The following is a 24,336-nucleotide window of genomic DNA, read 5'->3' as shown; positions in this document are numbered from 1 at the left end:
CGCGCTACGAGGGCGCGCTTCTTTCGGTTGGCAGGCAAATACCTTGTCAGTCTTTGCCTGTCAACACGCTAAGGCATATTTTGCCGGGAAAGACTTGGTTTTCCGGGGTTCATGAGCGCCGTTACATGGCCCATCTTGCGGCCCGCGCGCGCTTCCGTCTTGCCGTAGAGATGCACGAGGCAGTCTGTTTTGGCCAGCCATTGCGGCACGTCATGGATGTCATCGCCGATGAGATTGGTCATCACGCAGTCGGAATGGCGCTGTGTGGAGCCGGGGGAGAGCCCCACTACCGCGCGGATATGCTGTTCGAATTGTGAGATGACGCAGGCCGCTTCCGTCCAGTGGCCGGTATTGTGTACACGCGGTGCCATTTCGTTGGCCACCAGCGAGCCATCGGGCAAAACAAAGAACTCGATGCCGACGACGCCGACATAATCGAGCGCCGCGAGCAACTTCTCTGCCGATTCCACGGCAACCGTTCTGGCGGCGTCTGAAAGCTTCGCTGGAACGGTGGAGGTGTGCAGTATGCCGGCGAGATGCACGTTCTCTGCCGGGTCGTAGCAGGTGACAGAGCCGTCCTGAAAACGAGCGGCAATGATGGAGATTTCGCGCTCGAAGGCAATGAAGCTTTCGAGGATGAGGGGAACGCTGCCCAACGCATCGAATGCGCCGGTCAGGTCTTCGCCACCCTTGAACACGCGCTGGCCCTTGCCATCATAACCCATGCGGCGGGTCTTCAGCACACCTTTGCCGCCGAAATCCGACAGTGCGGCTTCGAGGTTCGCCTGATCATCGACCTGGCGGAAATCGGCTGTGGGGATGCCGCAATCGTTGAGGAAGCGCTTTTCGGTCAAGCGGTCCTGCGAGGCGCTGAGCGCCTGTGGTGGCGGGAAGACGGGAACGGAAGCGGCTAGCGTCTGGGCTGCAACCACCGGCACGTTTTCAAATTCGTAGGTTACGACATCACAGACATTTGCCAGTTCGGCCAGCGCCTTTTCGTCGTCATAGGCGGCGACGATCTGGCGATTGCAGACCTGCGCTGCCGGACAGTCGGCCTGTGGCTCCAGCACGATGGTGCGGAAGTTGAGGCGCGCTGCAGCCATGGCCAGCATGCGGGCAAGCTGACCGCCACCGATAATGCCGATGGTTCCTGATTTCCCGGTCACTTCCAAGGTCATTGCGGGGTGTCCATGGGGTATTCGGCAATGGCTGCCGTCTGGCGGGCGCGGTACTCGTCCAGCCGGTCGGCCAGATCTTCGTCGGATAGCGCAAGCACGGCGGCGGCGAGCAGAGCGGCATTGATGGCACCGGCACGACCGATGGCGAGTGTGCCAACGGGAATGCCTGCCGGCATCTGGACGATGGAATAGAGACTATCCTGCCCCGACATGGTCTTGGACTGCACGGGGACACCAAATACCGGAAGCGGTGTCAGTGAAGCCGTCATGCCCGGCAGATGGGCGGCACCGCCAGCACCGGCGATGATGACCTTGAAACCTTCGTCACGCGCGCCGCTGGCGAAACTGAACATCCTCTCCGGTGTGCGGTGGGCGGAAATGATGCGCGCTTCATATTCCACATCCAGCGCATCCAGCGTGTCGGCTGCGTTTTTCATGGTCTCCCAGTCGGACTGGCTTCCCATGATGATGGCGACGGGCGGTGTCTCTGTGCTCAACGGTCTCTCCGTATCAGGCAATGATATCAGGAATAATCTGGTCTTCGATCTGGGTCATCTTGTCCTTGATGACCAGCTTTTNCTTCTTCATCCGCTGAATGCGCAATGCTTCGCAGTTGGTCTGGATCATCGCATTGATCGCGGCATCGTAGTCTTCGTGCTCCTGCCGCAGTCTTGCAAGTGCAAGCCTGACATCAGCGTGGTCCTGATCGGGCATCTGTTTATCCCCATATGATACAACCGGACCGCCATCCGGCCATTTTGTTGTCGCTCTTGGTGCCTGTACCACCAAATGACGGTAACGGGAAGTTTCCCTCATGTGCATTTNGCCTAGATATTGCCTTGATTCTGCCTTCGACAAGCCGGGCGTTCCATGTCACATTGGTGTCGTAAACCTGAAACTCCAGCGATGGAGCGCTGGAGGTAGGTTCAACAAGGAAGGACGTGCCGCATGACCATTCAGGCTCATATTGCATCGCTGGAAAAGAAACACGGTGCTCTTGAGGAGGAGCTCGAAACCGTTCTCGCTTCCCCCTCTTCGGATGATAAGCAGATTGTGGATCTTAAACGCAAAAANCTGCGCCTGAAGGACGAAATGCAGAGGCTGCAAGCCTCCACCACGCATTGATCAAACCATATCTTTGTTGCCTGACGTCAGTATAGTTTACGTCGCAGCCTGAAAGCCCGGCTCTGATTGCTTTTGCGATCAGGGCCTTTTTNACGCGTATGTCCCGGCGTTTAGAGCGGCAGTCCGTCCCAGAGAAGTTTCAGCGCGGCCAGAAAGGCCATGCCATACATCAGTGGATAAAAGACCGCTGGTTTCATGTATTTCACCACTTTCGCCCCGGCAAAGGTCGCAACCATGGCAACCGGCAACAGCATGGCTGACGTGGTGAGGTTGGTGGCATCCAGCGCGCCGAGCGCGAAATAGGGTATGAGCTTTATCGCGTTCATAATCGCAAAGAAGCGAACGCTCATGCCGGTATAGACTTTAGGGTCCAGTTTCAGCGGCAGCACGTAAATCTGGAATGGTGGCCCGCCCGCATGTGCCACGAAGCTGGCATAACCCGAAAGGCTGGACCAGATCGTCGCCCTTACCGGGCGCTGGCCTTTCGCCGGCGTTTCCAACCCACCGTGAGAGGTTCTGTACGCCTCATAGAAATAGCGCAACACGAAGATAATGGTGACGCTCGCCACCACCAGACGCATGGCATCGGGCGAAATCATGCTCGACATCGCCCAACCCAGCGTTATGCCGACAATCGCCCCCGGCAGCATGATCAACAGGGTCTGACGGTGATTGTATTTGCGCCAGGCAATCAGCGCGACGATATCCATCACCACGAGAATGGGCAGAAAGATCGCAGCCGCCTGTACCGGCGGCACGGCGAGCGCCATCAAAGGCACACCCATCAGCGCCAATGCGCCGCCCAGCCCGCCTTTGGAAAGGCCAACGAGGATGACCGCGGGNATGGCAACGAGGAAAAANTGGAAATCAGCTAGCATGGATGGACGGTTGATCCTTTCGCCTGTCCGGTTTATCGGAAGTATGACATGAAANCGAGTGCAGATTACGCGGGAAGCGTCCTGTCTGCGGAAAATGGAAAANCCGATGACTGCACCCAAAGACCGCTGCCGACTCGTTCTGATCGTTCCTGCTCACGACGATACCGACCATCAGGCCAAGACATTGGAAGATGCGCTGCGTGGCGGCGATGTCGCGTCTGTCATCATTCCGCAATATGGTCTTGACGATGCGGCTTTCCAGAAACTGGCGGAAACGCTGGTGCCGATCGTTCAGGAAGCCGGTGCCGCGGCACTCGTCGCAGGCGACAGCCGCACGGCCAGCCGCGTCAAGGCAGATGGCCTGCACGTGATGGGCGGGGCAGATGCGCTTTCCGAAGCCGTCGAGAGTTTTTCGCCGAAGCTCATCGTCGGTGGCGGCAATGCCGATGACCGTCACAAGGCGCTGGAGCAGGGTGAGAGCAACCCCGACTACATGTTCTTCGGCAAGCTGGAAGGTGATATCAAGCCGGAAGCGCACCCCAAGAATATGGCGCTTGGCGAATGGTGGGCGTCCATGATCGAAATCCCTGTTATCATCATGGGCGGGTCGGATGTCGCTTCCGTCATCCCCGTTGCTGAAACGGGCGTTGAATTCGTGGCCTTGCGTCTGGGTGTGTTCAGCCATGCGGGCGGTCCTGCGCAGGCGGTTGCCGAAGCGAATGCGCTGCTTGACGAAAAAGCGCCACGGTTTGGCGGTTGATACAGGCGATGATCGCTCGTTTGCTTCCTTTCCGTCTGTCCCTTTCGGCTCTTGCCCTGGCTTGCGCCTTGTTTCCGCACGTCGTTTTTGCGCAAGATGCGACCCCGGCACAGCCACAGTCCGACCTTTTGCCGGGTGTGGGAACGAACGCGCCGCAGCCGGATGTTACGCCTGCGGATGAGGATACCGATTTCGGCCCCGCCAAGCCCGATGGCCCCGAGGTCCTGTCGCGCCCGTCCGATGCGAATGCCGAACCGATCCGCAAGGGCCGTGTGGGTACCAGCGATCAGAAGGATTTGCAGCCGTCCGAAGGCGTCAATGTCTACCAGCGCATGGGAGCGGATCTGCCAGCCCTTCCGCCGGAAAAGAAATTCCTCGGCAAGGTCGATGAGGCCTTCGGTCACTATCAGCGCGGCGAATATGTCCAAGCGCTCTCCAAGGCGCTGACCCGCGCCCAGACGGGTGACGCTGCCGCACAGACACTGGTCGCTGAAATGATGTCGCGTGGCTTCGGCATTGCCCGCGACGACAAGACTGCGGCCTTCTGGTACGAGCAGGCTGCCAAGGGTGGCGATCCCGTCGCCATGTTCAAATATGCCCTGCTTCTGATGGAAGGCAAAATCGTCAAGCACGACAAGAAGCTGGCCGACGATTACATGCACCGCGCCGCACAGGCGGGCAATGGCGAAGCCGAGTTCAACTGGGCGCAAATCCTCGTGTCGCAGACGCCCGGACCCAACGGCCTGCATGCCGCCTTGCCATTTTACGAAAAATCCGCCGAAAAAGGCATTGCCGATGCGCAGTATGCCGTGTCGCAAATCTACTGGAACCTCAAGGACATTCCTGCCGATAAAAAGGCGAAAGCCCGAGAATGGTTGACGCGCGCTGCAAAGGCCGGTTTCGATACGGCGCAGGTCGATCTTGGTGTCTGGCTGGTCAACGGCGTGGGCGNCGCGCGCAATCTCGAAGAAGGCTTCCGCTGGCTCTACGGCGCAGCACAACGGGGCAATGTCGTGGCCCAGAACAAGGTGGCGCATCTCTACATTCAGGCGCTCGGCACCAAGCCAGACCCGGTGGAGGCAGCCAANTGGTATGTGCTGTCGCGCCGTGCGGGACTGAAAGACCCCGGACTGGAGGATTTCTATCTCGGCATCGAAGAAGATCAGCAAANGAAGGCTATCGAGGCTGCCAACCGCTTTCGCCCAGCGTGAGCCTGGCGCCAGCTTTCGGCTTTTTACCTTGAATTCCAGCGCGTTTTGTGGTCTTGAACCGCACACTTTCAATCAGAAACCGCATTTGCGTGCCTGCTGGAAATTTCGGCTAGCAGGTTCAGCCACCTTTCAGGAACATCTTCATGGCCCGTTCAGCCCTTCTCAATGTCATGGTTCAGGCCGCGCTCAAGGCCGGAAAATCTTTGTCGCGTGACTTCGGTGAAGTGCAGAACCTGCAGGTTTCGGTCAAGGGACCCGGCGATTTCGTGTCGCAGGCAGACCTCAAGGCCGAAAAGATCGTTCACGACGAACTGATGAAGGCCCGCCCAACCTACGATTTCCTGGGTGAAGAAGGCGGCGAGGAAAAAGGGTCCGATGGCGCGCATCGCTGGATCGTCGATCCCCTGGATGGCACCACCAACTTCCTGCACGGCATTCCGCAGTTCGCCGTTTCCATCGCGCTGGAGCGCAACGGTGAAGTCGTCGCCGGTGTCATCTTCAATCCTGCGACGGACGAGCTTTACACCGCTGAGCGTGGCAGCGGCGCGTTCCTCAACGATCGCCGCATTCGTGTGGCCGCCCGTAAGCAGATCACCGATTGCGTCGTCAGCTGCGGCGTTCCGCATCTGGGCCGCGGCAATCACGGCAAGTTCCTGGTCGAGCTTCGTCACACTATGGGCGAAGTGGCAGGCATCCGCCGCTTCGGCGCGGCCTCGCTCGATCTCGCCTACGTCGCAGCTGGCCGTCTGGACGGTTTCTGGGAAGCCGAACTCGCACCTTGGGACATGGCCGCTGGCCTCGTTCTTATCCGTGAAGCGGGTGGTTTCGTCAGCGACATGAAGGGCGGACAGGACATTTTCGGCACAGGCAGCGTCGTTGCCGGAAACGAATATATCCACAAGGCGCTCAGCGAAGTCATCAACCGTCCGATTCCGGGCCGTTAAACCCCTTTTTTCGCTGACCTATCTTNCGAAGAGGCGTCTTGAGACGCCTCTCTTGCCACGCCACGCAAAAAGCCTTGTGGCGTAACCGGCTTTTCACTTCAATTCGTCGTAATTTTCCACTAGCTTCCGGGCGTACCGTGAATGCCTGCCGAATCCTCGTGGATTTCGCGCGGGCGTTGCGGCCATACCAGAGGGAATGAGCACTATGGCGGATACGGAACGGCTCGACGTCGGCGTCGAGAGATCGGTGACGAAGCAATATCATCACAAGCTGTCGAGCCCCACGCCCTTTTTGTGGACGATGATCCTCTTCCTCATCATCGTCGCCTTCCTCGCTGCCATCCTCTTTCGTCAGGCACAGACGGCCTTCATGACCAATCCGGGTCTGAACGGCTTCATTCTCGGCGTTCTCGTCATCGGCATCATTCTGGTTTTNACGCAAATCCTCTCGCTTCGCCCGGAAGTGCGCTGGTTCAACGGTTTTCAGGCCGCTGGAAATGTCGACAAGGCTGGTCGCACGCCCAAGCTGCTTGCACCCATGCACTCGGTCATCGGCAAGCGCGGCGAAGTGCGGCTTTCGATCGTCACGCAGCGGTCCATTCTCGATTCCATTGCAACACGGCTGGACGAATCTCGCGACACGTCGCGTTATCTTATTGGCCTGCTCGTGTTCCTCGGCCTGCTCGGCACGTTCTGGGGCCTGATTGGCACCATCGCCGCCATCAGCGACGTCATTCAGGGGCTGGACCCCACATCGGGCGATACCAACGACATTTTGTCTTCGTTGAAATCCGGTCTCACCGCGCCGCTGTCTGGAATGGGTACGGCGTTTTCGTCTTCGCTTCTCGGTCTGTCCGGCTCGCTCATTCTCGGTTTNCTCGACCTTCAGGCTGGCCGCGCGCAGAACCGGTTTTACACGGAGCTCGAAAACTGGCTGTCGTCTGTCACCGATCCGGGAACCGATGTCGCGGGTGAGGCGAAGGTCAGTGGCTATGGCGCTGTCGGCACGGAGCGGTCGCTAGCTGCCATGACAAGCCTTGCTGAAGGCATTCAGGGCTTGGTAAAAANCATGCGCGGCGAGCAGCAGATGCTGCGTGACTGGATTGAGGCGCAGCAGGAAGAGTCGCGGGCGTTGCGCCGGACGCTGGACAGGCTGTCTGCACGCATCGATGCCGAACAGAAAACCACCGGTCGTCCTGCCCGTCACGATAACGGGAGCGAGTGATCATGGCGCTTGGGCGCAATCGCCGTCGCGACCGGAGTGTCGATTACTGGCCGGGTTTTGTGGATGCCTTGTCCACGCTGCTCATGGCCATCATGTTCCTGCTCACCGTTTTCGTGCTGGCGCAGTTCATACTCTCGCGGNAAATTTCCGGCAAGGATGAAGTTCTCAATCGGTTGAACAACCAGATTTCCGAACTCACTGAGTTGCTGGCGCTCGAGAAGGGCAGCAAGCAGGACATCGAAGATACGCTCGCCAATCTGCAATCCACGCTCGCGGTTTCGGAAAGCGAACGTTCCCGTTTGCAGTCTTTGCTGGATTCGGGCGCGGGCAATAGTTCTGCTGCCAATGCACGGGTCGGCCAGCTTTCCGGAGAGCTTGAGGATGCACGACAGGCGGGCGCACGGGCATCGTCGCAGATCGATCTTCTGAACCAGCAGATCGCAGCACTTCGCGCGCAGATCGCTTCGGTCGAATCCGCCCTGCAGGCGTCCGAAGCAAAAGACACGTCGTCACAGGTCAAGATCGCCGATCTCGGCCGTCGCCTGAATGTGGCGCTGGCGCAGCGTGTGCAGGAGCTGAACCGCTACCGCTCAGACTTCTTCGGGCGTTTGCGCGAAATTCTGTCCGACCGTGAGAACATCCGCATTGTCGGCGACCGTTTCGTCTTCCAGTCCGAAGTCCTGTTTCCGTCCGGCGGCAACGACCTGAACCCCGAGGGACAAGTGGAGATGGCCAAACTTGCCACCGCCATCATTGATCTCGCCAAGGAAATCCCGGCAGAAATCAACTGGGTGCTGCGCGTGGACGGGCATACCGATAATGTTCAGCTGTCGGGCAATGGCCGTTTTCGCGACAACTGGGAACTCTCCTCGGCCCGCGCAACTTCGGTGGTCAAATACCTTGTCTCCAAGGGCGTCCCCGCCAACCGGCTGGTCGCTGCCGGTTTCGGGGAATACCAACCGCTTGCGGAAGGCGATACGCCGGAAGCGCGTTCTCAGAACCGACGCATCGAGTTGAAGCTGACGGAGCGGTAGGGCATCGACTTCACCGCCCTCATCATGAGCGTGTCGAAGCACGAGGTTAAGCGTAGAGCGTGCGGCTCAATGCTTCGTGGGTGCTATGCGCGACCTCCGCGTGGAGAGCGACGCCCTTCAAGGAAGGCGTATTCCTTAAATAGACTTCGCCAGTGTCACGACGTCATCGTCACCGCCGGTTTCGAACTGTAGGCGCGCGAGTTTTGCGTAGAGGCCGCCTTGGCGGATCAGGCTCTGGTGGTTGCCTTCCTCGATGATCCGGCCTTCGTCCATGACCAGAATGCGATCTGCCTTCAGCACGGTGGCCAGACGGTGGGCAACGACGATGGTGGTGCGTTTGGCGATCAACTGATCCAGCGCTTTTTGCACCAGCGTCTCGCTTTCGGCATCCAGCGCCGAGGTTGCTTCGTCTAGCAGCAGAATGGGCGCGTTGCGAAGGATGGCACGGGCAATGGCGATGCGTTGGCGCTGGCCGCCTGATAGCGTCACTCCGCGTTCGCCTGCGACGGTGTCGTAGCCATCATGCAGCTTGGTGATGAAACCATCGGCCTGGGCCGCGATTGCGGCAGCGCGGACTTCTTCGCGCGTGGCGTTGGGTTTGCCGAAAGCGATGTTGTCGTGGATCGATGACGCGAAAATCGCCACATCCTGCGGCACGATCGCAAGACGCGAGCGTAAATCTTCCAGCGTGACCGAACGGATATCCGTGCCATCGACGGTGATGCGCCCGGCTTGCGGATCATAAAAACGCATCAGCAGAGAAAAGACGGTGCTTTTGCCCGCACCCGATGGGCCGACGATGGCGACGGTTTCGCCCGCCGTGACCGTGAAGGACAGTTCGGTAAAAATGGGCCTGCCAGCGCCATTTGGATAATGAAAAGCAACGTTTTCGAAGCTTGCCTCGCCGCGTGCCGGTGCGGGCAGGGCAAGCGGAGCCAGGGGGTCTTCGACGGGCGATATCTCGTTTAACAGTTCGGACAGCCGTTCTGCCGCACCTCCTGCCTGCGAAAGTTCACCCCAGACTTCGGAAAGCTGGCCGAGCGAGCTTGCGGCGATGACGGCGTAAAGGACGAACTGGCTGAGTGTTCCCGCCGAGATCGTACCGACCAGAACCCCGTGCGCGCCGTACCACAGGATGGCAACGACGCTACCGAAGACGAAGCTGATGGCGACAGCCGTCAATACAGCGCGGGCACTGATGGCGGCGCGTGCGCCCTCATAGGCTTTTTCGACCGCATCGTTGTAACGGCCGTTGGCCAGCGTCTCGGCGCTGAAGGACTGGATCGTCCGGCTCGCAGACATGGTTTCAGCCGCAAAAGCTGCCGACGCCGCAAGCGTGTCCTGCGTCGTTCTGGAGCGTGAGCGAACGGAGCGGCCAAAGGCGATCAGGGGGAAGACGATCAAGGGAATGGCCAGCAACGCCATGCCTGCAAGGCGCGGGCTGGTATAGACCATCATCACCACGCCACCGAGACAGAGCAGAATGTTGCGCAACGCCACCGAAGCGGATGAACCGAAAGCGGAACGGATCTGCACCGTGTCGGCGGTCAGTCTCGATGTCAGTTCGCCGGAATGATTGGTGTCGAAGAAGCCCTGCGACAACGAGGTCAGATGTGCGAAAACGTCGCGGCGCAAATCCGTGACGACCCGTTCACCGATGGTCATGACGTAATAATAACGCATGGCGCTGGCGATGGCGAGAACGACGGCGATGGCCAAGAGGACAGCGAAATAATTGTTGATCATCGCTCCGTCGGCACCTTCGAACCCATGATCGATGATGCGGCGTACGGCAAGTGGTAGGGCGAGCGTGGTGGCAGAAGACAGAACGAGTGCAAAAAGGGCTGCCGCCACCAGTCCCCGATACCGCTTCAAATAGGGAAAGAGGCTGGCCAGTGGTTTCGGCGTCTTGCGTCTTGCCGACTTCCGTTCCTGCATGTCTGCCACCTTATACTCCTGCATGTGCCAGCGTCGGCTGGGTTTNCCCCAGCTTGCGGCAACGTTCTGCTTTGCTCAAATGCGTCTTGCCAAGAGTGCGGCCAAGCGTAGGCAGGCACTTGTTATCTCGGTGACCTTCATGTATAGGCTCCGCATCGAATTGGGAAGCCATGGCCAAATGGTCTGGAGCTTCAATATTGAATTGGCTCAGTTGACGCAATTGCGGCAAATGGTCCGCACGTCACCAAAGCAGGAAGATTGTCATGAAGGCTGAAATTCATCCCGACTATCACATGATCAAAGTGGTCATGACCGATGGCACAGAATACGAAACATTCTCCACATGGGGTACCGAGGGTCAGACTATGAACCTCGAAATCGACCCGACTTCGCACCCAGCATGGACTGGCGGCAACCAGCAGCTCATGGACCGTGGCGGTCGTCTTTCGAAGTTCAACAAGCGTTTTGGCGGCCTCGGCCTCTAATCGTCTTGGATTTCTTGCATGCAAAANCCCCGGAGCGATCCGGGGTTTTTTGTTGTTTACGCTAAGGCTGGGCTGATGCGCGACGGTGTTAGGCGCACAAAAAAGCAGGCCGAAGCCTGCTTTTCATAATTTGTTGTGTGATGGAAACTCAGTTTCCTGCAAAGGCCGTACGAAGCAAGTTGAGCTGGGCCTGAACGCTGTTTNCGTTGTCTGGGACCTTGGTGGCTTCGGAAGGACGGTAGATCTCGCGGTCCAGCAAAGCGACGCGGTTTTGAAGGCGCAAGGAGCGGTCTACCAAATCCCGGAAGGATTCAGGCAGGTCGTTCCAGCCGGGTGCGTTGCGATCGACGTTGAAGTTATCGAGACGGACCTTGTTCTTTTCGCTCAGCACCTGATCGCGGCTCATCTCGCCGTTGTTGACCGCGCGCTGAAGCAGCAGCCAAGAGGCCATTTGCATGAGGCGCGTCGTCAGGCGCATCGATTCGGCAGCGTAAAGGACAGATGCCATACGCGGCAAAACCTTTGATGCGGCACGACCCGAACCATCCAGATAAGTAGCCGTCTCTTCCACCAAAGTCATACCCTCTGTATAGAGAGTTTTGAACTGGTTGGATGCTGCGGCCCGGCCAGCAAAGCTAATGGTATTCAAAACCTGTTCTGACATTTTNCCAAATCCTGCTTACGCACCATACTGGCAACGGGATAGAGGCTTAATAGTTCCGGCCTCTTTGTAGTTTCAGGATGATATCAATAACGCAAATGCGCAAGCTGATTATTAAAGAAAGGTTAATACCCACAGTTTTGGCACTATTTCCACGGCACAAAAAANGAGCCGCAAAAGCGGCTCTCAAGGTAAAACAGGGAGAAAAATCAGACCAATTCGCCGATGGGAGAAACTGCCTGAAGTCCAGAAGAACTGAACATGTATAGTTATCGCTTATAAAGCTTAATTTTTCGTTAATGGTAAACGAAAAGCTGACCCATGTCGTAACGTTAACGAAACGTTCCTTGTGGTTTTAACCGCGAAAAAGGTTCTCCGCGGCCTTGCGACCTTCGGACTTCTTTTCACGTTCTGATTCCAGCCTTTCGATTTCCGTATGCAGAACTGCGATGCGCGCAGTCAATTCATCAACGGACAGCAGGCTTATGTCTCCACCGACAACGTGAGTCGTTGCTGGCTGCTTGGGAAGGTCGTCGTCGATACCACTCATATTCCAGCTCCCTTTNCCAGTTCGGCCTCTTCTGGCGGATATTGAGGCGCGCGCGGATCGAGCGACACACTTTCAGGCGTGGCCATTGGCGCTGCCGCTGCGGTGGAGAAATTCTCCTTCTCCGCTGTTGGCAACGTCGCCCGCTGCCTGGACCGGAACATAGCATAGGCGGTGATAAGGAGATGCGCCACTGCCGTCACGGCAAACAGCGCGTAGGGGCCGTAGGAGGTCATGATCGGGCCACCCAGTGTCGGTCCGATAATGGTGCCAATGCCGTAGAGCAGCAACAGCCCGCCGGAAACCTTCACGAAGTCCTCGGAAGAAGCATAGTCGTTGGCATGGGCAACGGCGATGGGGTAGAGCGCATTCGCAGAGGCGCCGTACAGCGCGATCATGCCGATCAATACATAGATCTGGCTGGGCTGAATGAGTGTTACGGCAAGGCCCGCAATTGCGGCCACGCCTGATAGTCCCGCCAGGACAAAACGACGATCTATTCTGTCGGAAAGCTTACCTGCCGGAAACTGCGCCAATGCGCCGATGAAGATGGTCACGCTGACCATGATGGCAATCGTGCTGGGATCAAGACCGGCGCGGGCACCGAACACTGCGCCCAGCGTACCATAGGCCCCGTTGGCGATGCCGATGAGCAAAATGCCGACGAAGGAGACCGGTGAGGTTCGGTAAAGCGCCGGTAGATCGAGTTTTACCTTTTNCAGCGGTTGTGGACTTTCCGCCTTTGACAGCATGGCGGGCATGATGGCGACGCAATAGATGATGGCGCAGACCATGAACAGGGACGTTGTGCTGACTGTGCCGAATGGCACGACCATCTGACCGGCCACAACACCAAACAGCGTGATGGCGATGTAGAGCGAGAATATCGCCCCGCGGCTTTCATTGGTGGCGCGTTCGTTCAGCCAGCTTTCGATGATCATCGAAGTGCCAGCGGTACAAAAGCCGGTGAGTGCGCGCAGGGCGACCCATGCGACATCGTCAATGAACAAGCCGGTTAAAAGCACCGTCAGGCAGATGAGCGCCACGAAGCTGCCGAACGCGCGGATGTGGCCTGCACGCCGGACGATGGCCGGTGCTACAAAGCAGCCGATAACGAAACCTGCCGCCCATGACGTACCGAGGAAACCGAGGACTTCGTTGGAATATCCTTCCGCTGATCCCCGCATGGGGAGCAGCAGGCCCTGCAGACCATTGCCCAGAAACAGAAACAAGGTGCTGGATAAAAGAGCGAATACGGGTAGAAGGTTTCTGCTCATAAAGCCACTCTCATGCTAGCGATTCATGGTGTAGATCTGGGTCGGCGACGCGCCAATAGATTGCCTGTCCTTGGTGAACATTAAAAATGTCCAGCCTGTGACGCTGTTTCAATAAAGCCAAAAGGTTTCATGATGACGAAGGCGATCGGCCTTTTTTTGCTTCTGGCGATGTGTATCCAGCTCATCCGCCCGCTCGACCTGCCGGGACTGCGGCGGCGCGGCGATTGCTGGAAGATTGCGGCTGCGGCATTTGTCATCTGGACACTGGTGCTATTGCTGCGGCCGTGATGGATGTGGGAGGNAGTTTCCTGCCGGGGAGGCAGCGAAACTCCACAACCTCATGGGAACATCATAGCTTTCTCTTCAGATACTGTTCGACCTGCCGCCTTTCCCAATTCGCGTTGAGGAACGGCACCATATCGAAGGTTCTCAACCCATGCCCCACAAGGGCGATGCCCAGGCCAAGTGCTGGCCATACGGCCCAGAAATAGTGTGGGCTGGTGAGAAGATTGACGACCGCCAGAAAAGCGATGATTATAAAATATCTGACGACATGCAAGTAAAACGCCTTGATACTACGCACGCGGGTAAAGGCGATAGCTTCTTCGGCTTCCGCAGTGTTGGTTGGTGTTGTCGGCATTTCTTTTTGATCCTGTTCGGTTAGTTGCGATACATCGATCTCGAAGATGGCGGCCAATGTTTTCAGGGTCTCAAGACTTGGTGCCTGCCCACGCTCGATCCGTTGAATGGTGCGTGTGCTGAGGCCGCTGATGGTCGCCAGTTGCTCCTGCGACCAGCCCCGTTGAAGTCTCAGTTTCTGTATCAACATTGCCGTCTCTCCAATTTCGATGCCGAACATCTGCATGGGATCAGTTCTCGCCACCACGACACCAGGCCGACTGTCGTGTCGGTGTCGGGTGCTTCTGGACGGTTTTTGCATGCACGACGGATATTGCGTCGGCTCGGGGTGATTTNGAAGGGGAAAGCGGCGTTAAAAACAAAACCGCCCGCGACATGGTCACGAGCGGCTTTCCAATGGCTTGAAATAGCTGAGCTCAAGCGGCCTTTTCGAGTTCCTGCTTCCAGTTGCCGAGGGCTGCCAGCGTGTTCATCTCGGCGCGGTGGCGGAAGGCGCGTTGGCCTGCGGCGACATTCTCCGGCTTGCCGCCCCATGCCTTTATAGCGGAGTCCTGAAGAGCGCGGCCATAAGAGTAGGTCAGGGACCAAGGCAGGTCATAACCGCTGTTCATGGCGGAGAGGTGTGCAGTTGCCTCTTCGGACGACTGGCCACCGGAGAGGAAGGCGATACCTGGAACTGACGGTGGCACGGTGGCTTTGAGAACCTTCACGGTCGTTTCCGCCACTTCGGCAACCGATGCCTTGCGCGCGTTCTTGCCATCGATGATCATGTTCGGCTTCAGGACCATGCCTTCGAGATTGACGCGCGCGTCATAGAGATCAGTGAAGACTGTACGCAGAACCCACTCGGTGACTTCGGCGCAACGGTCGATGCTATGGGTGCCGGGTTCGCCGTCCATCAACACTTCCGGCTCTACGATCGGCACGATGCCCGCCTGCTGGCAGAGTGCAGCGTAACGGGCAAGCGCCTGCGAATCCGCCTTGATCGAGCCCCATGTGGGCAAGCCGTCGCCGATGTTGATGACGCCGCGCCATTTGGCGAAACGCGCACCAGTGTCGTAATATTTCTTCAGGCGTTCAGCGAGGCCATCGAGACCTTCGGTCACGGTTTCGCCGGGAAAGAACGCCTGAGGCTTGGCGCCAGTATCGACCTTGATGCCTGGAATGCTGCCTGCAGCCTTGATGATATCGACAAACGGCGTGCCATCGGCAGCTTTCTGGAACAGCGTTTCTTCGTAGAGAATCACGCCAGAGATGCACTTCGTCATCGCTTCGTCTGTGCGGAACAGCATTTCGCGATAATCGCGTCGGCTCGTTTCCGTCGATTCCAGATTGATGGTGTCGAAACGCTTTTTGATGGTTCCGGTGGACTCATCCGCAGCCAGCAAACCCTTGCCATTGGCGACCATTTTTGCTGCAATATCTTCAAGACGCTCAGTCATTTTCAATCTCCCTTAGCACAATGAATTTGGGTTATCAGAAGTTCCAAGGCAGGAAANTGGCACGCTAAATCATTGAAACGATTGAAATCATTTCAATCGTTTGAAACTTTAGGAAATCTTTAAAAATTTTAAAAGTTCGATGGTGAGTTTTGGGGCGAGATGGAAATACCTCCTATCGGCCGCCATCCTTGGGCTTGACCCAAGGATCTAACGACCCACAGACCAGCCGTCATCAATCCTCGGGTCAAGCCCGAGGATAACGTCCTGTGTGGGGGAGGCTGGCGAGGTGGGCGGCGTTATCTGTCCTTGCCTGATCTCTTACCCTTACTTGTGCTCGTGCAGAATAGCGACGCCGGGAAGGACCTTGCCTTCCATCCATTCCAGGAACGCGCCGCCTGCGGTCGAGATGTAGGTGAAGTCATCTGCCACGCCTGCGTGGTTCAACGCGGCCACCGTATCGCCACCACCGGCGACGGAAACGAGCTTGCCGGATTTGGTGCATTCGGCGGCGTGCTGGGCCGCTGCAACGGTTGCCTTGTCGAAAGGCGCGATTTCGAAGGCGCCGAGGGGGCCGTTCCAGACCAGCGTTTCAGCGCGGGAAATCCAGCCCTTGATGGCTTCGACGGATTTTGGGCCGACGTCAAGAACCATGGCATCTTCAGGGATCGCGTTTATGTCAACGACTTCGTTTTCGGCGTTGGCCTTGAACTCGCGGGCGATCACGCCGTCCTCCGGCAGTACGATGGCGCAGCCTGCGGTCGCGGCTTCGATCATGATCTGCTTTGCGGTTTCGGCCAGATCATGCTCGCACAGCGACTTGCCGACATTGGTGCCGCGTGCGGCAAGGAAGGTGTTGGCCATTCCACCACCGATGACCAGTGCATCCACCTTTTTGACGAGGTTCATCAAGAGATCGATCTTGCTCGATACCTTTGCACCGCCGACGATGGCAACGACCGGACGGGCAGGGGCGCCGAGGCCTTTTTCCAGGGCTTCAAGCTCTGCCTGCATGGTGCGGCCAGCGTAAGCGGGCAGGTGGCGAGCTAGGCCTTCGGTGGAGGCGTGGGCGCGGTGGGCTGCGGAAAACGCATCATTGACATAGATGTCACCGTTCTTTGCTAACTCCGTGACGAAGGCCGCGTCGTTCGTCTCTTCGCCCTTATGAAANCGGGTATTCTCCAGAAGCAGGATATCGCCATTCTTCATGGCAGCAACTGCATCTGCAGCCGGAGTGCCGATAGCTTCGGAAGCAAAATGAACAGTGTGGCCCAGAACCTCTTCCACCGAGGAGGTGATGAGGGACAGCGACATATCCGCGACTGGTGCACCTTTAGGGCGGCCGAAATGGGCCAGCAGGATGACCTTCGCGCCCTTTTTCGACAATTCGAGGATCGTCGGCGCAACACGCTCGATGCGGGTCTTGTCCGTTACCTTGCCGTCAGCAACCGGCACGTTGAGATCGACGCGAACGAGAACGCGCTTTCCGGCGATGTCGGTGAGGTGATCGAGGGTCTTGAAGGCGGGCATGTGTCGATCCTGATGTCGTTGAATGGAACGGGTTTGCGCGCGAACATACTATGCCTGACTGATGGTGCAAGACGGTTACCGATCATTTNCGGCCACGTCCACGCGATCCGGTTCAGCAGGTATATCGTTACCGGCGGCCTGCGCTTTGCGTGTCGCCCGTTTTTCGGCAAAATAGGTCCGGGTCCGCTGAACGATTTCCTTGAGACTGATGAAANCCGGCAAGGCCGTAGCAGGTGCCACCGGTTCCAGCGAAATGCCGACGCTGGAAACCGCATGATTTNCATCGAGATCACGCACGATGAGGATGAGCCATCCCAGCCTGACGCGATCGGCATATTCGGGTTTGCCGCCCAGGCGGCTTTCGATCAGCTCAGCAATCGTCATGGTTAGTTCCTGCGCATTCAGCAGGCCGGGACCATAGGATGCATCGAGCTCTTTCGCAGGACGTTGCGGAGAAATGGAAAAGGTTCCGAAAATGTCCTCGTCATCCTTCGTCACGGGTTTGGCGCTGGCAAACAACCGGTCCAGTAGGCGGGTGTAGCTGGGCATGACGAACAGGTAGACCAAATCCTTTTCTCGCAGCCGGCCCGCATATTGATAGCGAATGGACTTGCCATCACGCACCACCAGCGATGGCATCGCCCAGCGCGGAATGCGTTCGCCCTGCAAANTGGCGCTGCCCTTGGCGACCCGGTAGGAAATCAGCTCATGGTTGGCGGTGCCGGGCAGGTCTACTTCCAGCTTGTCAACATCGCCCATGCGTGGCGGTACGATGAGGCCGAGGCGGGTTGCGACGGGCTTGATCGTCCAACCCTGTATCAAAAGCGAGACCAGCACGATGATGAAGGCGGCATTGAAATAGGTTTCCGCTCCTTCCAGGCCACCCAATGATGGCAGAATAGCAAGAAGGATCGATACAGCGCCACGCAGGCCCACCCAGGCCACGAAGGTGGTTTCCTGTTGCGTATAGTTGAACGGCATGAGGCTGAGCCACACCGCGAGCGGTCTGGCGATGAAAATGAGGAACAGTGCCAGCAACACGGCTGGCACGATGATGGCGGGGAATTGCGACGGTGTGGCAAGCAGGCCAAGCATCAAAAACATGATGATCTGCGCCAGCCACGTCATGCCTTCATGAAAACGTCGAATGGCGCCCTTGGCCAGAATTTTGCGATTGCCGGCAACGATGCCCGCGACATAAACAGCGAGGAATCCGCTGCCGTGCAACGCGCCGGTAAAGGAGAAGACCAGCAAAGCAAGGGCGAGTACGAGGATCGGCACAAGACCTCGATCCACCTGGAAGCGGTTGACGACATTGACGATCATCAACCCGCCCAAGACACCGAACACAATGCCGAGCACCATTTCCTGGAGGAACAGCAGGATGAAGCTGGTGTCGAAGCCTGCAAAACCTTGCCCCTTTGCCACCACCTCCACCAATGCAATCGTGAGGAAGATCGCCATTGGATCATTGGTGCCGGATTCGACTTCCAGCGTGGATCGCACCTGATCGCGAATATGAATGCCGCCAATGCGCAGCAGGAAGAAGACGGCGGCCGCATCTGTCGAGGCGACGATAGAACCGAGCAGCAAGCCTTCCAACCAGGAAAAACCGAGCAGAAGGGCTGCGGCACCTGCAAAAAAGACGGATGTCAGGACTACGCCGACGGTAGCAAGCGATATGGACGGTCCTGCAGACAGTCTGAAGGACTGGATGGACGTGCCGAAGCCCGAATCGAACAGGATGACAGCCAGCACCAGCGACCCCAGCATATAGGCGAGCGGGTTGTTGCTGAAATGAATGCCCAGCCCATCCGTGCCTGCGGCCAGGCCAATGACGAGAAACAGCAGCAGCAGCGGTGCGCCGAAGCGATAAGCGATCAGGCTCGAAAAGGCTGCAACGAGGACGAGAACGGTGCCGACCAGCAGCAAGATGTAAANTGATTCCACGCCACGTCCTTTTCCTGAAAGGCCGCGTGGCATGCAAGCTCCCGCACGTCAGCAGTCAATGCGCCACGTTTTGGACGGCCACGGCGCTTTTTGTTTCGCGCAGCGGGCAGGGCAAGGCGAGGTGTATCGAATGATACGGCAGGGCAGGATACGCAGAGCTACGCGACCGAATCCCTAAAGATGATTTTNCCGGGCGAAAATGGACCAGAGCAAGGCGGATGTGGGGAAAATTGACTGTGTTACACTTGAAGCGACGGAAGGGGTAAGGAATAGGTGTGTAAAGCGTAGCTTGACGCTTGTCGAATTGATTGATAGCCATGCCCTATGAAAATTCGAAACGTGATCCACAAAGGTTTGCGCCGTTTGATCGAGGATGATGACGCGACCGTCTTGCAGGCTGCCGTTGTGCCGAAACTCCTTCGCATCGTTTCCTTCCTTCAGGATATGGAGCGGGAAGATGAGTTGCGCACGGTTCCGAGCTGGAAGGCTCATCAGNTCACCGGAGATCGTAAAGGCACCTGGAGCCTGTTCGTAACCAAGAACTGGCGGATCACACTCCGGATCGATCAAACCGAAATCGAGATCATTGATCTCGATTATGAAGACTACCACTAGGAGGTGGCTATGAAAGCGATGCAAGGCATTCGTCTGAAGACCCCCGCTCATCCCGGCGGCTTCATTAAAAGTGAGATTATTAAACCTCTTGGGCTGTCTGTAACGGGCGCAGCTCACGTTCTGGGCATTACACGAGCGGCATTATCGGCTCTGTTGAATGAACGTTCGCATCTCTCGCCGGAAATGGCTTTGAGGATCGAAAAAGCCTTCGGTGTGTCGATGGACACGCTGATGAGGATGCAGAACAGCTTTGACATTGCCCAGACGCGCAAGCGGGAAGGGGAGATTCATGTCGCACCGTTCAACGGCAAGCCAGTCGATCTGCAAACGGCCTGACCTGACCTGACAATGACTGACGCCCATAAACACAAAACCCGGCGGGATCACTCCAGCCGGGTTTTGCTTATTCACTACCTGACAAAAATCAGAACGTCTTGAAGAGTGCCACTGCCGTGTCGNACATGCGGTTGGAGAAGCCCCATTCGTTGTCGTACCAAGTGAGGATACGCACGAAGTTGCCTTCCATGACCTTGGTCTGGTCCGTTGCGAAGATGGAGGAGTGGCTGTCGTGGTTGAAGTCACGGGATACCAGCGGCTCGTCGGTGTAGCCGAGGATGCCTTTCAGCTTGCCGTTGGAGGCAGACTTGATGGCTTCGTTGATTTCTTCGACGGTCGTTGCCTTCTTGGCGACGAACTTGAAGTCGACGACCGAGACGTTTGGCGTTGGAACGCGGATCGATGTGCCGTCCAGCTTGCCTTTGAGGTGCGGCAGCACCAGGCCGACGGCCTTTGCAGCGCCGGTCGACGTCGGGATCATGGACAGGGCTGCGGCGCGGGCGCGGTACAGATCCTTGTGCATGGTGTCCAACGTCGGCTGGTCGCCGGTGTAGGAGTGGATCGTGGTCATGAAGCCGTGGTCGATGCCGACGGCATCATCAAGAACCTTGACGACAGGAACCAGGCAGTTGGTGGTGCAAGACGCGTTGGAGATGACGAGGTGGTCCTTCGTCAGCTGGTCGTGGTTGACACCAAAGACGACCGTCAAATCCGCACCTTCGGCAGGGGCCGAAATGATGACGCGCTTGGCACCTGCTGTGAGGTGAGCGGCGGCCTTGTCACGGGCGACGAAGATGCCGGTGCATTCCAGCGCGATATCGACGCCGAGTTCGCCATGTGGCAACTGTGCAGGGTCGCGAACGGCCGTAACCTTGATCGGCTTGCCGCCACCGACGATGATGGTGTCGCCTTCGACCTTTACGTCTGCCGGGAACCGGCCGTGGATGCTGTCATAGCGCAGCAGGTGCGCACTGGTTTCAACGGGACCGAGGTCGTTGATGGCAACGACTTCGATGTCCGTGCGGCCGGATTCCACGATAGCGCGAAGGACGTTGCGGCCGATGCGGCCAAAACCATTGATGGCAACTTTTACAGTCATATACATACTCCCGATCAATATTTTCGTTTTTGTATGGAACGGTGACGGCGCTAGCCGTCAGCCCAGCTTCGCTTCTGCGGCAGCGACCACGGCTTCTGCGGTGATGCCGAAATGCTTGTACAGGTCCTTCGCAGGCGCGGATGCACCGAAGGAATTCATGCCGATGAACGCGCCGTCATTGCCGATGAAATAATCCCAGCCCTGACGAATGGCAGCTTCTACGCCGACCTTGACCGGCGAATTGCCGATGATGGCCTTGCGATAGGTTTCCGGCTGTTCCTTGAAGAGTTCGAAGCAAGGAACGGAAACGACGCGGGTGGAGATACCCTTGACCTTCAGGTCAGCGGCAGCCTTTAGCGCAATCTCGACTTCCGAACCGGATGCGAAGATCGAAACCTTTGCGTCGCTTGCCGAAACCAGTTCGTATGCGCCGTAAGATACGAGGTTCTTCTCCTCGTAATCCTTGCGGGCAGGTGCAAGGTTCTGGCGTGTGAGGGCCAGTGCAGACGGACGGTTTTTCTGATGCAGGGCAAACTGCCAAGCTTCCGCTGTTTCCGTTTCATCCGCAGGGCGGAAGACCAGAAGGTTTGGAATGGCGCGCAGGGCTGCGATCTGCTCCACCGGCTGGTGCGTCGGGCCGTCTTCGCCAACGCCGATCGAGTCATGCGTCAGCACGTGAACGACGCGAATGCCCATGAGTGCGGCAAGGCGGATCGATGGACGGCAATAATCCGAGAAGATCAGGAAGCCACCAGCGTATGGAATGAGACCGCCATGCAGGGCGATGCCGTTCATGGCCGCTGCCATTCCGTGTTCGCGAATGCCGTAATGCAGGTAACGACCAGAGAAATCTGTCGGTGTGATCGACTTCATCTGGCTGGTCTTGGTGTTGTTGGACGGCGTCAGGTCGGCAGAGCCGCCAATCGTTTCAGCCAGGATGCCATTGATGACTTCGAGCGTGTCTTCGGATGCCTTGCGGGTCGCAACCGTCGGGTTATTCGCGGCGACCTTCTTCTTGAAGGCGTCGATGGAGCTATCGAAGTTGCCGGTCAGATCACCGGCAAAGCGGCGCTTGAATTCTGCCTTCTTGTCGCCATCGGTCGCTTCCAGGCGGGCTTCCCATTCCTGACGGGTCTTGGTGGAGCGCAGACCGGAAAGACGCCATGCGTCCAACACGTCTTCTGGAATGACGAAAGGCTCGGCTTCCCAGTTCAGGCTCTTGCGGGCAGCAGCGATTTCCTCGGCACCCAGCGGGTTGCCGTGAACCTTATGCGTGCCCTGCTTGTTCGGCGCGCCGAAACCGATGACGGTCTTGCAGGCGATGAAGGTTGGGCGGTCAGATGCATGAGCGGCTTCGATGGCGTTGGCAATCGCTTCCGGATCATGGCCGTCGATAGCAATCGTGTTCCAGTGAACGGCCTTGAAGCGCTCGATCTGGTCGGTCGAGTCGGAGAGGCCAACTTCACCGTCGATGGTGATGTTGTTGTTATCCCAGAACAGCACGAGCTTGTTGAGCTTCAGATGACCAGCCAGCGCAATCGCCTCGTGGCTTATGCCTTCCATCAGGCAGCCGTCGCCGCACAGTGCGTAGGTAAAGTGGCTCTGAAGATCGGAGCCGAATTCTTCTTCCAGCTTGCGCTCGGCAATCGCCATGCCGACGGCATTGGCAATGCCCTGACCCAGTGGGCCTGTCGTGGTTTCGATGCCGGTGGCGTGGTGGTATTCCGGGTGACCGGCGGTTTTGGAACCGAGTTGGCGGAAGCGCTTGATCTCATCGATCGTCATATCCTCGTACCCTGTGAGATACAGGAGAGAGTAGAGCAGCATGGAGCCGTGACCGGCAGACAGCACGAAGCGGTCGCGGTCTGGCCACTGCCATGCCTTCGGATCGAATTTCAGGTAACGCGTGAAGAGAACCGTGGCGACGTCCGCTGCGCCCATTGGCAGGCCGGGGTGGCCAGAGTTGGCCTTCTCCACAGCATCCATGGCAAGAAATCGGATTGCATTGGCCATCCGGTCGTGTTTGTCGCGAGAAATCATGGCTTTTCCGTCTGTTCCGGGTGATAGGAGATAGTCATTATAACTATCCAAAAAGCGGGTTGATCCATAGCAGGTAGGGCGGGCGAGTCAATAAAACCAGGGCCGCTTGTGGTTCGATAGCCAACAAAAATCGTTTCGTATTCTGGCAATATTTAGACCGCTGCCATCTTCTTGACCTTCCGGTGCTGCATTCATCCACAGCGCAAAGTGCTTGAATGTATTGGATTGATTGACGAGACGGTTAATCAAGTCATATCGTAGAAGCGCCCTGATTTAGACCAGGCAATAACGATTCGGCTTGTTGCTTGCGGCTTGGAAGAAACGATGACGGCGGAAAAANCCATACATGTCGCGTTGTCGGAGCTAGGCTCCGCCATCAACAGTCTCGAAAACGCAATTGATATGCGTATCGAACGTCAGCGCGAGAGCGGTGAGGTCGAGAGCGAAGTCAAGCGCGTGCATGTGGATCGTGCCCGCCTTGCGCAGGAGCTGGACCAGTCGCAGTTTCGGGCCAACCGGCTTGAAGAAGTCAACCGCGAGGTCTCACGCCGCCTCGTCACCGCGATGGAAACCATCCGCGCCGTGCTGGATCGATAAGGACTGAAATTCATGGCTCAAGTGACAGTTATGATCGACGGCAAGGCATACCGCATGGCTTGCGAGGCGGGGCAGGAAGATCACCTGACAGACCTTGCCAGCCAGTTCGACCAATATGTCGGACATTTGAAGAGCCAGTTCGGCGAAATCGGCGACCTGCGCCTGACGGTCATGGCGGGCATCATGATCACCGACGAAATGTCTGAACTGAGGCGCAAGATCGATTTGCTGGAGGGGCAGGTCACAACGTTGCAAAGCAATCGCGACGGCATGGCCGAAAGCAGAGCAAAGACCGAGGAGATGCTGGTCAGCGCAATCTCCGACCTTTCGACGCGGTTGAATGGCATTACCGAAAAGCTGGTGGCGCGCCCGAAGCCGGTCGTGAACTAACAGGTTGAAGCATCGCGTCGTAAGCTTTGCTTTGCGTAACAAGGTCTCACCGAACAATCTGTTATATTGTGGTCTCCGCCCCCTTCCGCATTTCTCCGAACCGTCGTATATATGAAGTGCGTTCTGCGCTTCTCGACAGGAAACTCAATCCCTGGGGCCATACTCGATCCAAAGGGAGCTGTCCCTGGCCAGGCCCGTGGGCTTGGACATATGGCGCCCACCTACGTTTGTAGGCACCCAGGATCGTAAAACTCCATCGGTCGCCGCGGATCGCACCTTTCTCTATTTGTATTATCATCTCATGCGGCAACGGCACCGCATGCGTCTCTGCCAGTAACGGCATTCCGCGCTTGATCGACCCATTATCGCCAGTAGGCTGTATGATTTGGCTTTTTGGTCGGCCGGTCATTGCATTGGCGGAACTATTCCTTATTATTG

26 protein-coding genes and 1 other RNA gene are annotated in these 24,336 nt (G+C 57.5%); 13 read left to right on the top strand and 14 right to left on the bottom strand.

Annotated features, from left to right (window positions below; all coding sequences use genetic code 11):
* Positions 1 to 68 precede the first annotated feature (68 nt).
* From CUC55_RS21570 to CUC55_RS21560, 3 genes are read right to left on the bottom strand one after another with little or no spacing between them, the layout of a single operon-like run.
* Positions 69 to 1,178 (bottom strand): 5-(carboxyamino)imidazole ribonucleotide synthase, encoded by a 1,110-nt coding sequence (locus CUC55_RS21570; protein ID WP_067650824.1) that lies wholly within the window; start codon positions 1,176 to 1,178, stop codon positions 69 to 71.
* Positions 1,175 to 1,675, bottom strand: a complete 501-nt coding sequence (gene purE, locus CUC55_RS21565; RefSeq protein WP_067650822.1) for a 5-(carboxyamino)imidazole ribonucleotide mutase — start codon at positions 1,673 to 1,675, stop codon at positions 1,175 to 1,177. Before purE ends, CUC55_RS21570 begins: the two co-directional genes overlap by 4 nt.
* Positions 1,676 to 1,688: 13 nt before the next feature.
* The gene (locus tag CUC55_RS21560; protein WP_103089084.1) at positions 1,689 to 1,892 is read right to left on the bottom strand and encodes a YdcH family protein; all 204 of its coding nucleotides are present in this window, start codon (positions 1,890 to 1,892) and stop codon (positions 1,689 to 1,691) included.
* Positions 1,893 to 2,126: 234 nt separating this feature from the next.
* Here CUC55_RS21560 and CUC55_RS21555 point away from each other — a divergent pair, with 234 nt between their 5' ends.
* Complete coding sequence (locus CUC55_RS21555) at positions 2,127 to 2,303, top strand: YdcH family protein (RefSeq protein ID WP_103089083.1); 177 nt, start codon at positions 2,127 to 2,129, stop codon at positions 2,301 to 2,303.
* A gap of 110 nt (positions 2,304 to 2,413) precedes the next feature.
* Here the strand turns inward: CUC55_RS21555 and CUC55_RS21550 are convergent, their stop codons facing one another.
* Positions 2,414 to 3,181 carry a sulfite exporter TauE/SafE family protein gene (locus CUC55_RS21550; protein WP_103089082.1) on the bottom strand — a complete coding sequence of 256 codons (768 nt, stop codon included), beginning with the start codon at positions 3,179 to 3,181 and terminating at the stop codon, positions 2,414 to 2,416.
* A gap of 106 nt (positions 3,182 to 3,287) precedes the next feature.
* Here CUC55_RS21550 and CUC55_RS21545 point away from each other — a divergent pair, with 106 nt between their 5' ends.
* The 5 genes from CUC55_RS21545 (at position 3,288) to CUC55_RS21525 (ending at position 8,355) form a co-directional block, all read left to right on the top strand.
* Positions 3,288 to 3,941 (top strand): thiamine phosphate synthase, encoded by a 654-nt coding sequence (locus CUC55_RS21545; protein ID WP_067650813.1) that lies wholly within the window; start codon positions 3,288 to 3,290, stop codon positions 3,939 to 3,941.
* Positions 3,942 to 3,949: 8 nt separating this feature from the next.
* Positions 3,950 to 5,152: a tetratricopeptide repeat protein gene (locus CUC55_RS21540; protein WP_245417801.1), complete on the top strand. Its 1,203-nt coding sequence runs from the start codon at positions 3,950 to 3,952 to the stop codon at positions 5,150 to 5,152.
* Between the two features lie 143 nt (positions 5,153 to 5,295).
* Complete coding sequence (locus CUC55_RS21535) at positions 5,296 to 6,096, top strand: inositol monophosphatase family protein (protein WP_067650808.1); 801 nt, start codon at positions 5,296 to 5,298, stop codon at positions 6,094 to 6,096.
* Positions 6,097 to 6,301: 205 nt separating this feature from the next.
* The gene (locus tag CUC55_RS21530; protein WP_103089081.1) at positions 6,302 to 7,321 is read left to right on the top strand and encodes a flagellar motor protein MotA; all 1,020 of its coding nucleotides are present in this window, start codon (positions 6,302 to 6,304) and stop codon (positions 7,319 to 7,321) included.
* Positions 7,322 to 7,323: 2 nt separating this feature from the next.
* Positions 7,324 to 8,355 carry a peptidoglycan -binding protein gene (locus tag CUC55_RS21525; RefSeq protein WP_103089080.1) on the top strand — a complete coding sequence of 344 codons (1,032 nt, stop codon included), beginning with the start codon at positions 7,324 to 7,326 and terminating at the stop codon, positions 8,353 to 8,355.
* A 135-nt stretch (positions 8,356 to 8,490) separates the two neighbouring features.
* Here the strand turns inward: CUC55_RS21525 and CUC55_RS21520 are convergent, their stop codons facing one another.
* Entirely contained in the window at positions 8,491 to 10,302 is a 1,812-nt protein-coding gene (locus tag CUC55_RS21520; protein WP_067651357.1) for an ABC transporter transmembrane domain-containing protein, read from the bottom strand.
* Positions 10,303 to 10,556: 254 nt separating this feature from the next.
* Between CUC55_RS21520 and rpmE the strand changes: the two genes are divergently transcribed.
* Positions 10,557 to 10,778, top strand: a complete 222-nt coding sequence (gene rpmE / locus CUC55_RS21510) for a 50S ribosomal protein L31 (protein WP_067650798.1) — start codon at positions 10,557 to 10,559, stop codon at positions 10,776 to 10,778.
* Positions 10,779 to 10,926: 148 nt separating this feature from the next.
* On the opposite strand, the gene rcdA is transcribed toward rpmE, so the two are convergent.
* The 3 genes from rcdA to CUC55_RS21495 all read right to left on the bottom strand — a co-directional run bounded on the left by rcdA (position 10,927) and on the right by CUC55_RS21495 (position 13,263).
* Positions 10,927 to 11,442: a protease adaptor protein RcdA gene (gene rcdA / locus CUC55_RS21505; RefSeq protein WP_103089078.1), complete on the bottom strand. Its 516-nt coding sequence runs from the start codon at positions 11,440 to 11,442 to the stop codon at positions 10,927 to 10,929.
* A 352-nt stretch (positions 11,443 to 11,794) separates the two neighbouring features.
* Complete coding sequence (locus tag CUC55_RS21500) at positions 11,795 to 11,989, bottom strand: DUF1192 domain-containing protein (RefSeq protein ID WP_067650793.1); 195 nt, start codon at positions 11,987 to 11,989, stop codon at positions 11,795 to 11,797.
* Positions 11,986 to 13,263 carry an MFS transporter gene (locus CUC55_RS21495; protein WP_103089077.1) on the bottom strand — a complete coding sequence of 426 codons (1,278 nt, stop codon included), beginning with the start codon at positions 13,261 to 13,263 and terminating at the stop codon, positions 11,986 to 11,988. Before CUC55_RS21495 ends, CUC55_RS21500 begins: the two co-directional genes overlap by 4 nt.
* A gap of 129 nt (positions 13,264 to 13,392) precedes the next feature.
* Between CUC55_RS21495 and CUC55_RS22785 the strand changes: the two genes are divergently transcribed.
* Positions 13,393 to 13,551 carry a hypothetical protein gene (locus tag CUC55_RS22785; RefSeq protein WP_157940996.1) on the top strand — a complete coding sequence of 53 codons (159 nt, stop codon included), beginning with the start codon at positions 13,393 to 13,395 and terminating at the stop codon, positions 13,549 to 13,551.
* 61 nt (positions 13,552 to 13,612) lie between these two features.
* On the opposite strand, the gene CUC55_RS21490 is transcribed toward CUC55_RS22785, so the two are convergent.
* The 4 genes from CUC55_RS21490 to CUC55_RS21475 form a co-directional block, all read right to left on the bottom strand.
* The gene (locus CUC55_RS21490; RefSeq protein ID WP_067651354.1) at positions 13,613 to 14,092 is read right to left on the bottom strand and encodes a helix-turn-helix domain-containing protein; all 480 of its coding nucleotides are present in this window, start codon (positions 14,090 to 14,092) and stop codon (positions 13,613 to 13,615) included.
* A 226-nt stretch (positions 14,093 to 14,318) separates the two neighbouring features.
* Complete coding sequence (locus CUC55_RS21485; protein ID WP_067650787.1) at positions 14,319 to 15,344, bottom strand: class I fructose-bisphosphate aldolase; 1,026 nt, start codon at positions 15,342 to 15,344, stop codon at positions 14,319 to 14,321.
* 324 nt (positions 15,345 to 15,668) lie between these two features.
* Positions 15,669 to 16,871 carry a phosphoglycerate kinase gene (locus CUC55_RS21480; RefSeq protein WP_067650784.1) on the bottom strand — a complete coding sequence of 401 codons (1,203 nt, stop codon included), beginning with the start codon at positions 16,869 to 16,871 and terminating at the stop codon, positions 15,669 to 15,671.
* 75 nt (positions 16,872 to 16,946) lie between these two features.
* Complete coding sequence (locus CUC55_RS21475) at positions 16,947 to 18,854, bottom strand: potassium/proton antiporter (RefSeq protein WP_210200691.1); 1,908 nt, start codon at positions 18,852 to 18,854, stop codon at positions 16,947 to 16,949.
* Between the two features lie 291 nt (positions 18,855 to 19,145).
* Here CUC55_RS21475 and CUC55_RS21470 point away from each other — a divergent pair, with 291 nt between their 5' ends.
* Together CUC55_RS21470 and CUC55_RS21465 are read left to right on the top strand one after the other, a co-directional pair.
* Positions 19,146 to 19,436, top strand: coding sequence for a type II toxin-antitoxin system RelE/ParE family toxin (locus tag CUC55_RS21470; protein WP_103089076.1), 291 nt, complete (start codon positions 19,146 to 19,148; stop codon positions 19,434 to 19,436).
* A gap of 9 nt (positions 19,437 to 19,445) precedes the next feature.
* The gene (locus CUC55_RS21465; RefSeq protein ID WP_067650775.1) at positions 19,446 to 19,772 is read left to right on the top strand and encodes a HigA family addiction module antitoxin; all 327 of its coding nucleotides are present in this window, start codon (positions 19,446 to 19,448) and stop codon (positions 19,770 to 19,772) included.
* Between the two features lie 88 nt (positions 19,773 to 19,860).
* On the opposite strand, the gene gap is transcribed toward CUC55_RS21465, so the two are convergent.
* Both gap and tkt read right to left on the bottom strand, forming a co-directional pair.
* Positions 19,861 to 20,871 (bottom strand): type I glyceraldehyde-3-phosphate dehydrogenase, encoded by a 1,011-nt coding sequence (gap, locus tag CUC55_RS21460; protein ID WP_103089233.1) that lies wholly within the window; start codon positions 20,869 to 20,871, stop codon positions 19,861 to 19,863.
* A 57-nt stretch (positions 20,872 to 20,928) separates the two neighbouring features.
* Positions 20,929 to 22,911 (bottom strand): transketolase, encoded by a 1,983-nt coding sequence (gene tkt / locus CUC55_RS21455; protein WP_067650769.1) that lies wholly within the window; start codon positions 22,909 to 22,911, stop codon positions 20,929 to 20,931.
* A 324-nt stretch (positions 22,912 to 23,235) separates the two neighbouring features.
* Here tkt and CUC55_RS21450 point away from each other — a divergent pair, with 324 nt between their 5' ends.
* From CUC55_RS21450 to ssrS, 3 genes are all read left to right on the top strand, one after another.
* A complete protein-coding gene (locus CUC55_RS21450; RefSeq protein ID WP_103089075.1) occupies positions 23,236 to 23,508 on the top strand; it encodes a DUF4164 domain-containing protein in 273 nt (90 codons plus the stop codon).
* 12 nt (positions 23,509 to 23,520) lie between these two features.
* On the top strand, positions 23,521 to 23,898 hold the full coding sequence (locus CUC55_RS21445; protein ID WP_067650763.1) for a cell division protein ZapA: 378 nt from the start codon (positions 23,521 to 23,523) through the stop codon (positions 23,896 to 23,898).
* A 117-nt stretch (positions 23,899 to 24,015) separates the two neighbouring features.
* Positions 24,016 to 24,174: non-coding RNA, 6S RNA (gene ssrS, locus CUC55_RS21440), on the top strand.
* Positions 24,175 to 24,336 lie beyond the last annotated feature (162 nt).

It is taken from the genome of Agrobacterium bohemicum (assembly GCF_002896715.1).
GTDB classification, from domain to species: domain Bacteria; phylum Pseudomonadota; class Alphaproteobacteria; order Rhizobiales; family Rhizobiaceae; genus Agrobacterium; species Agrobacterium bohemicum.
The sequence above is the reverse complement of the archived record's forward strand: the minus strand, read 5'-3'. Positions and strand labels throughout refer to the sequence as shown.

Bases quoted from the DNA above. Each gene is read 5' to 3' on its own strand.
- rpmE (WP_067650798.1), top strand. From the start codon at position 10,557: ATGAAGGCTGAAATTCATCCCGACTATCACATGATCAAAGTGGTCATG.
- CUC55_RS21465 (WP_067650775.1), top strand. From the start codon at position 19,446: ATGAAAGCGATGCAAGGCATTCGTCTGAAGACCCCCGCTCATCCCGGC.
- CUC55_RS21485 (WP_067650787.1), bottom strand. From the start codon at position 15,344: ATGACTGAGCGTCTTGAAGATATTGCAGCAAAAATGGTCGCCAATGGC.
- tkt (WP_067650769.1), bottom strand. From the start codon at position 22,911: ATGATTTCTCGCGACAAACACGACCGGATGGCCAATGCAATCCGATTT.
- CUC55_RS21500 (WP_067650793.1), bottom strand. From the start codon at position 11,989: ATGAGTGGTATCGACGACGACCTTCCCAAGCAGCCAGCAACGACTCAC.
- CUC55_RS21535 (WP_067650808.1), top strand. From the start codon at position 5,296: ATGGCCCGTTCAGCCCTTCTCAATGTCATGGTTCAGGCCGCGCTCAAG.
- CUC55_RS21490 (WP_067651354.1), bottom strand. From the start codon at position 14,092: ATGTTGATACAGAAACTGAGACTTCAACGGGGCTGGTCGCAGGAGCAA.
- CUC55_RS22785 (WP_157940996.1), top strand. From the start codon at position 13,393: ATGATGACGAAGGCGATCGGCCTTTTTTTGCTTCTGGCGATGTGTATC.
- CUC55_RS21545 (WP_067650813.1), top strand. From the start codon at position 3,288: ATGACTGCACCCAAAGACCGCTGCCGACTCGTTCTGATCGTTCCTGCT.
- CUC55_RS21570 (WP_067650824.1), bottom strand. From the start codon at position 1,178: ATGACCTTGGAAGTGACCGGGAAATCAGGAACCATCGGCATTATCGGT.
- CUC55_RS21445 (WP_067650763.1), top strand. From the start codon at position 23,521: ATGGCTCAAGTGACAGTTATGATCGACGGCAAGGCATACCGCATGGCT.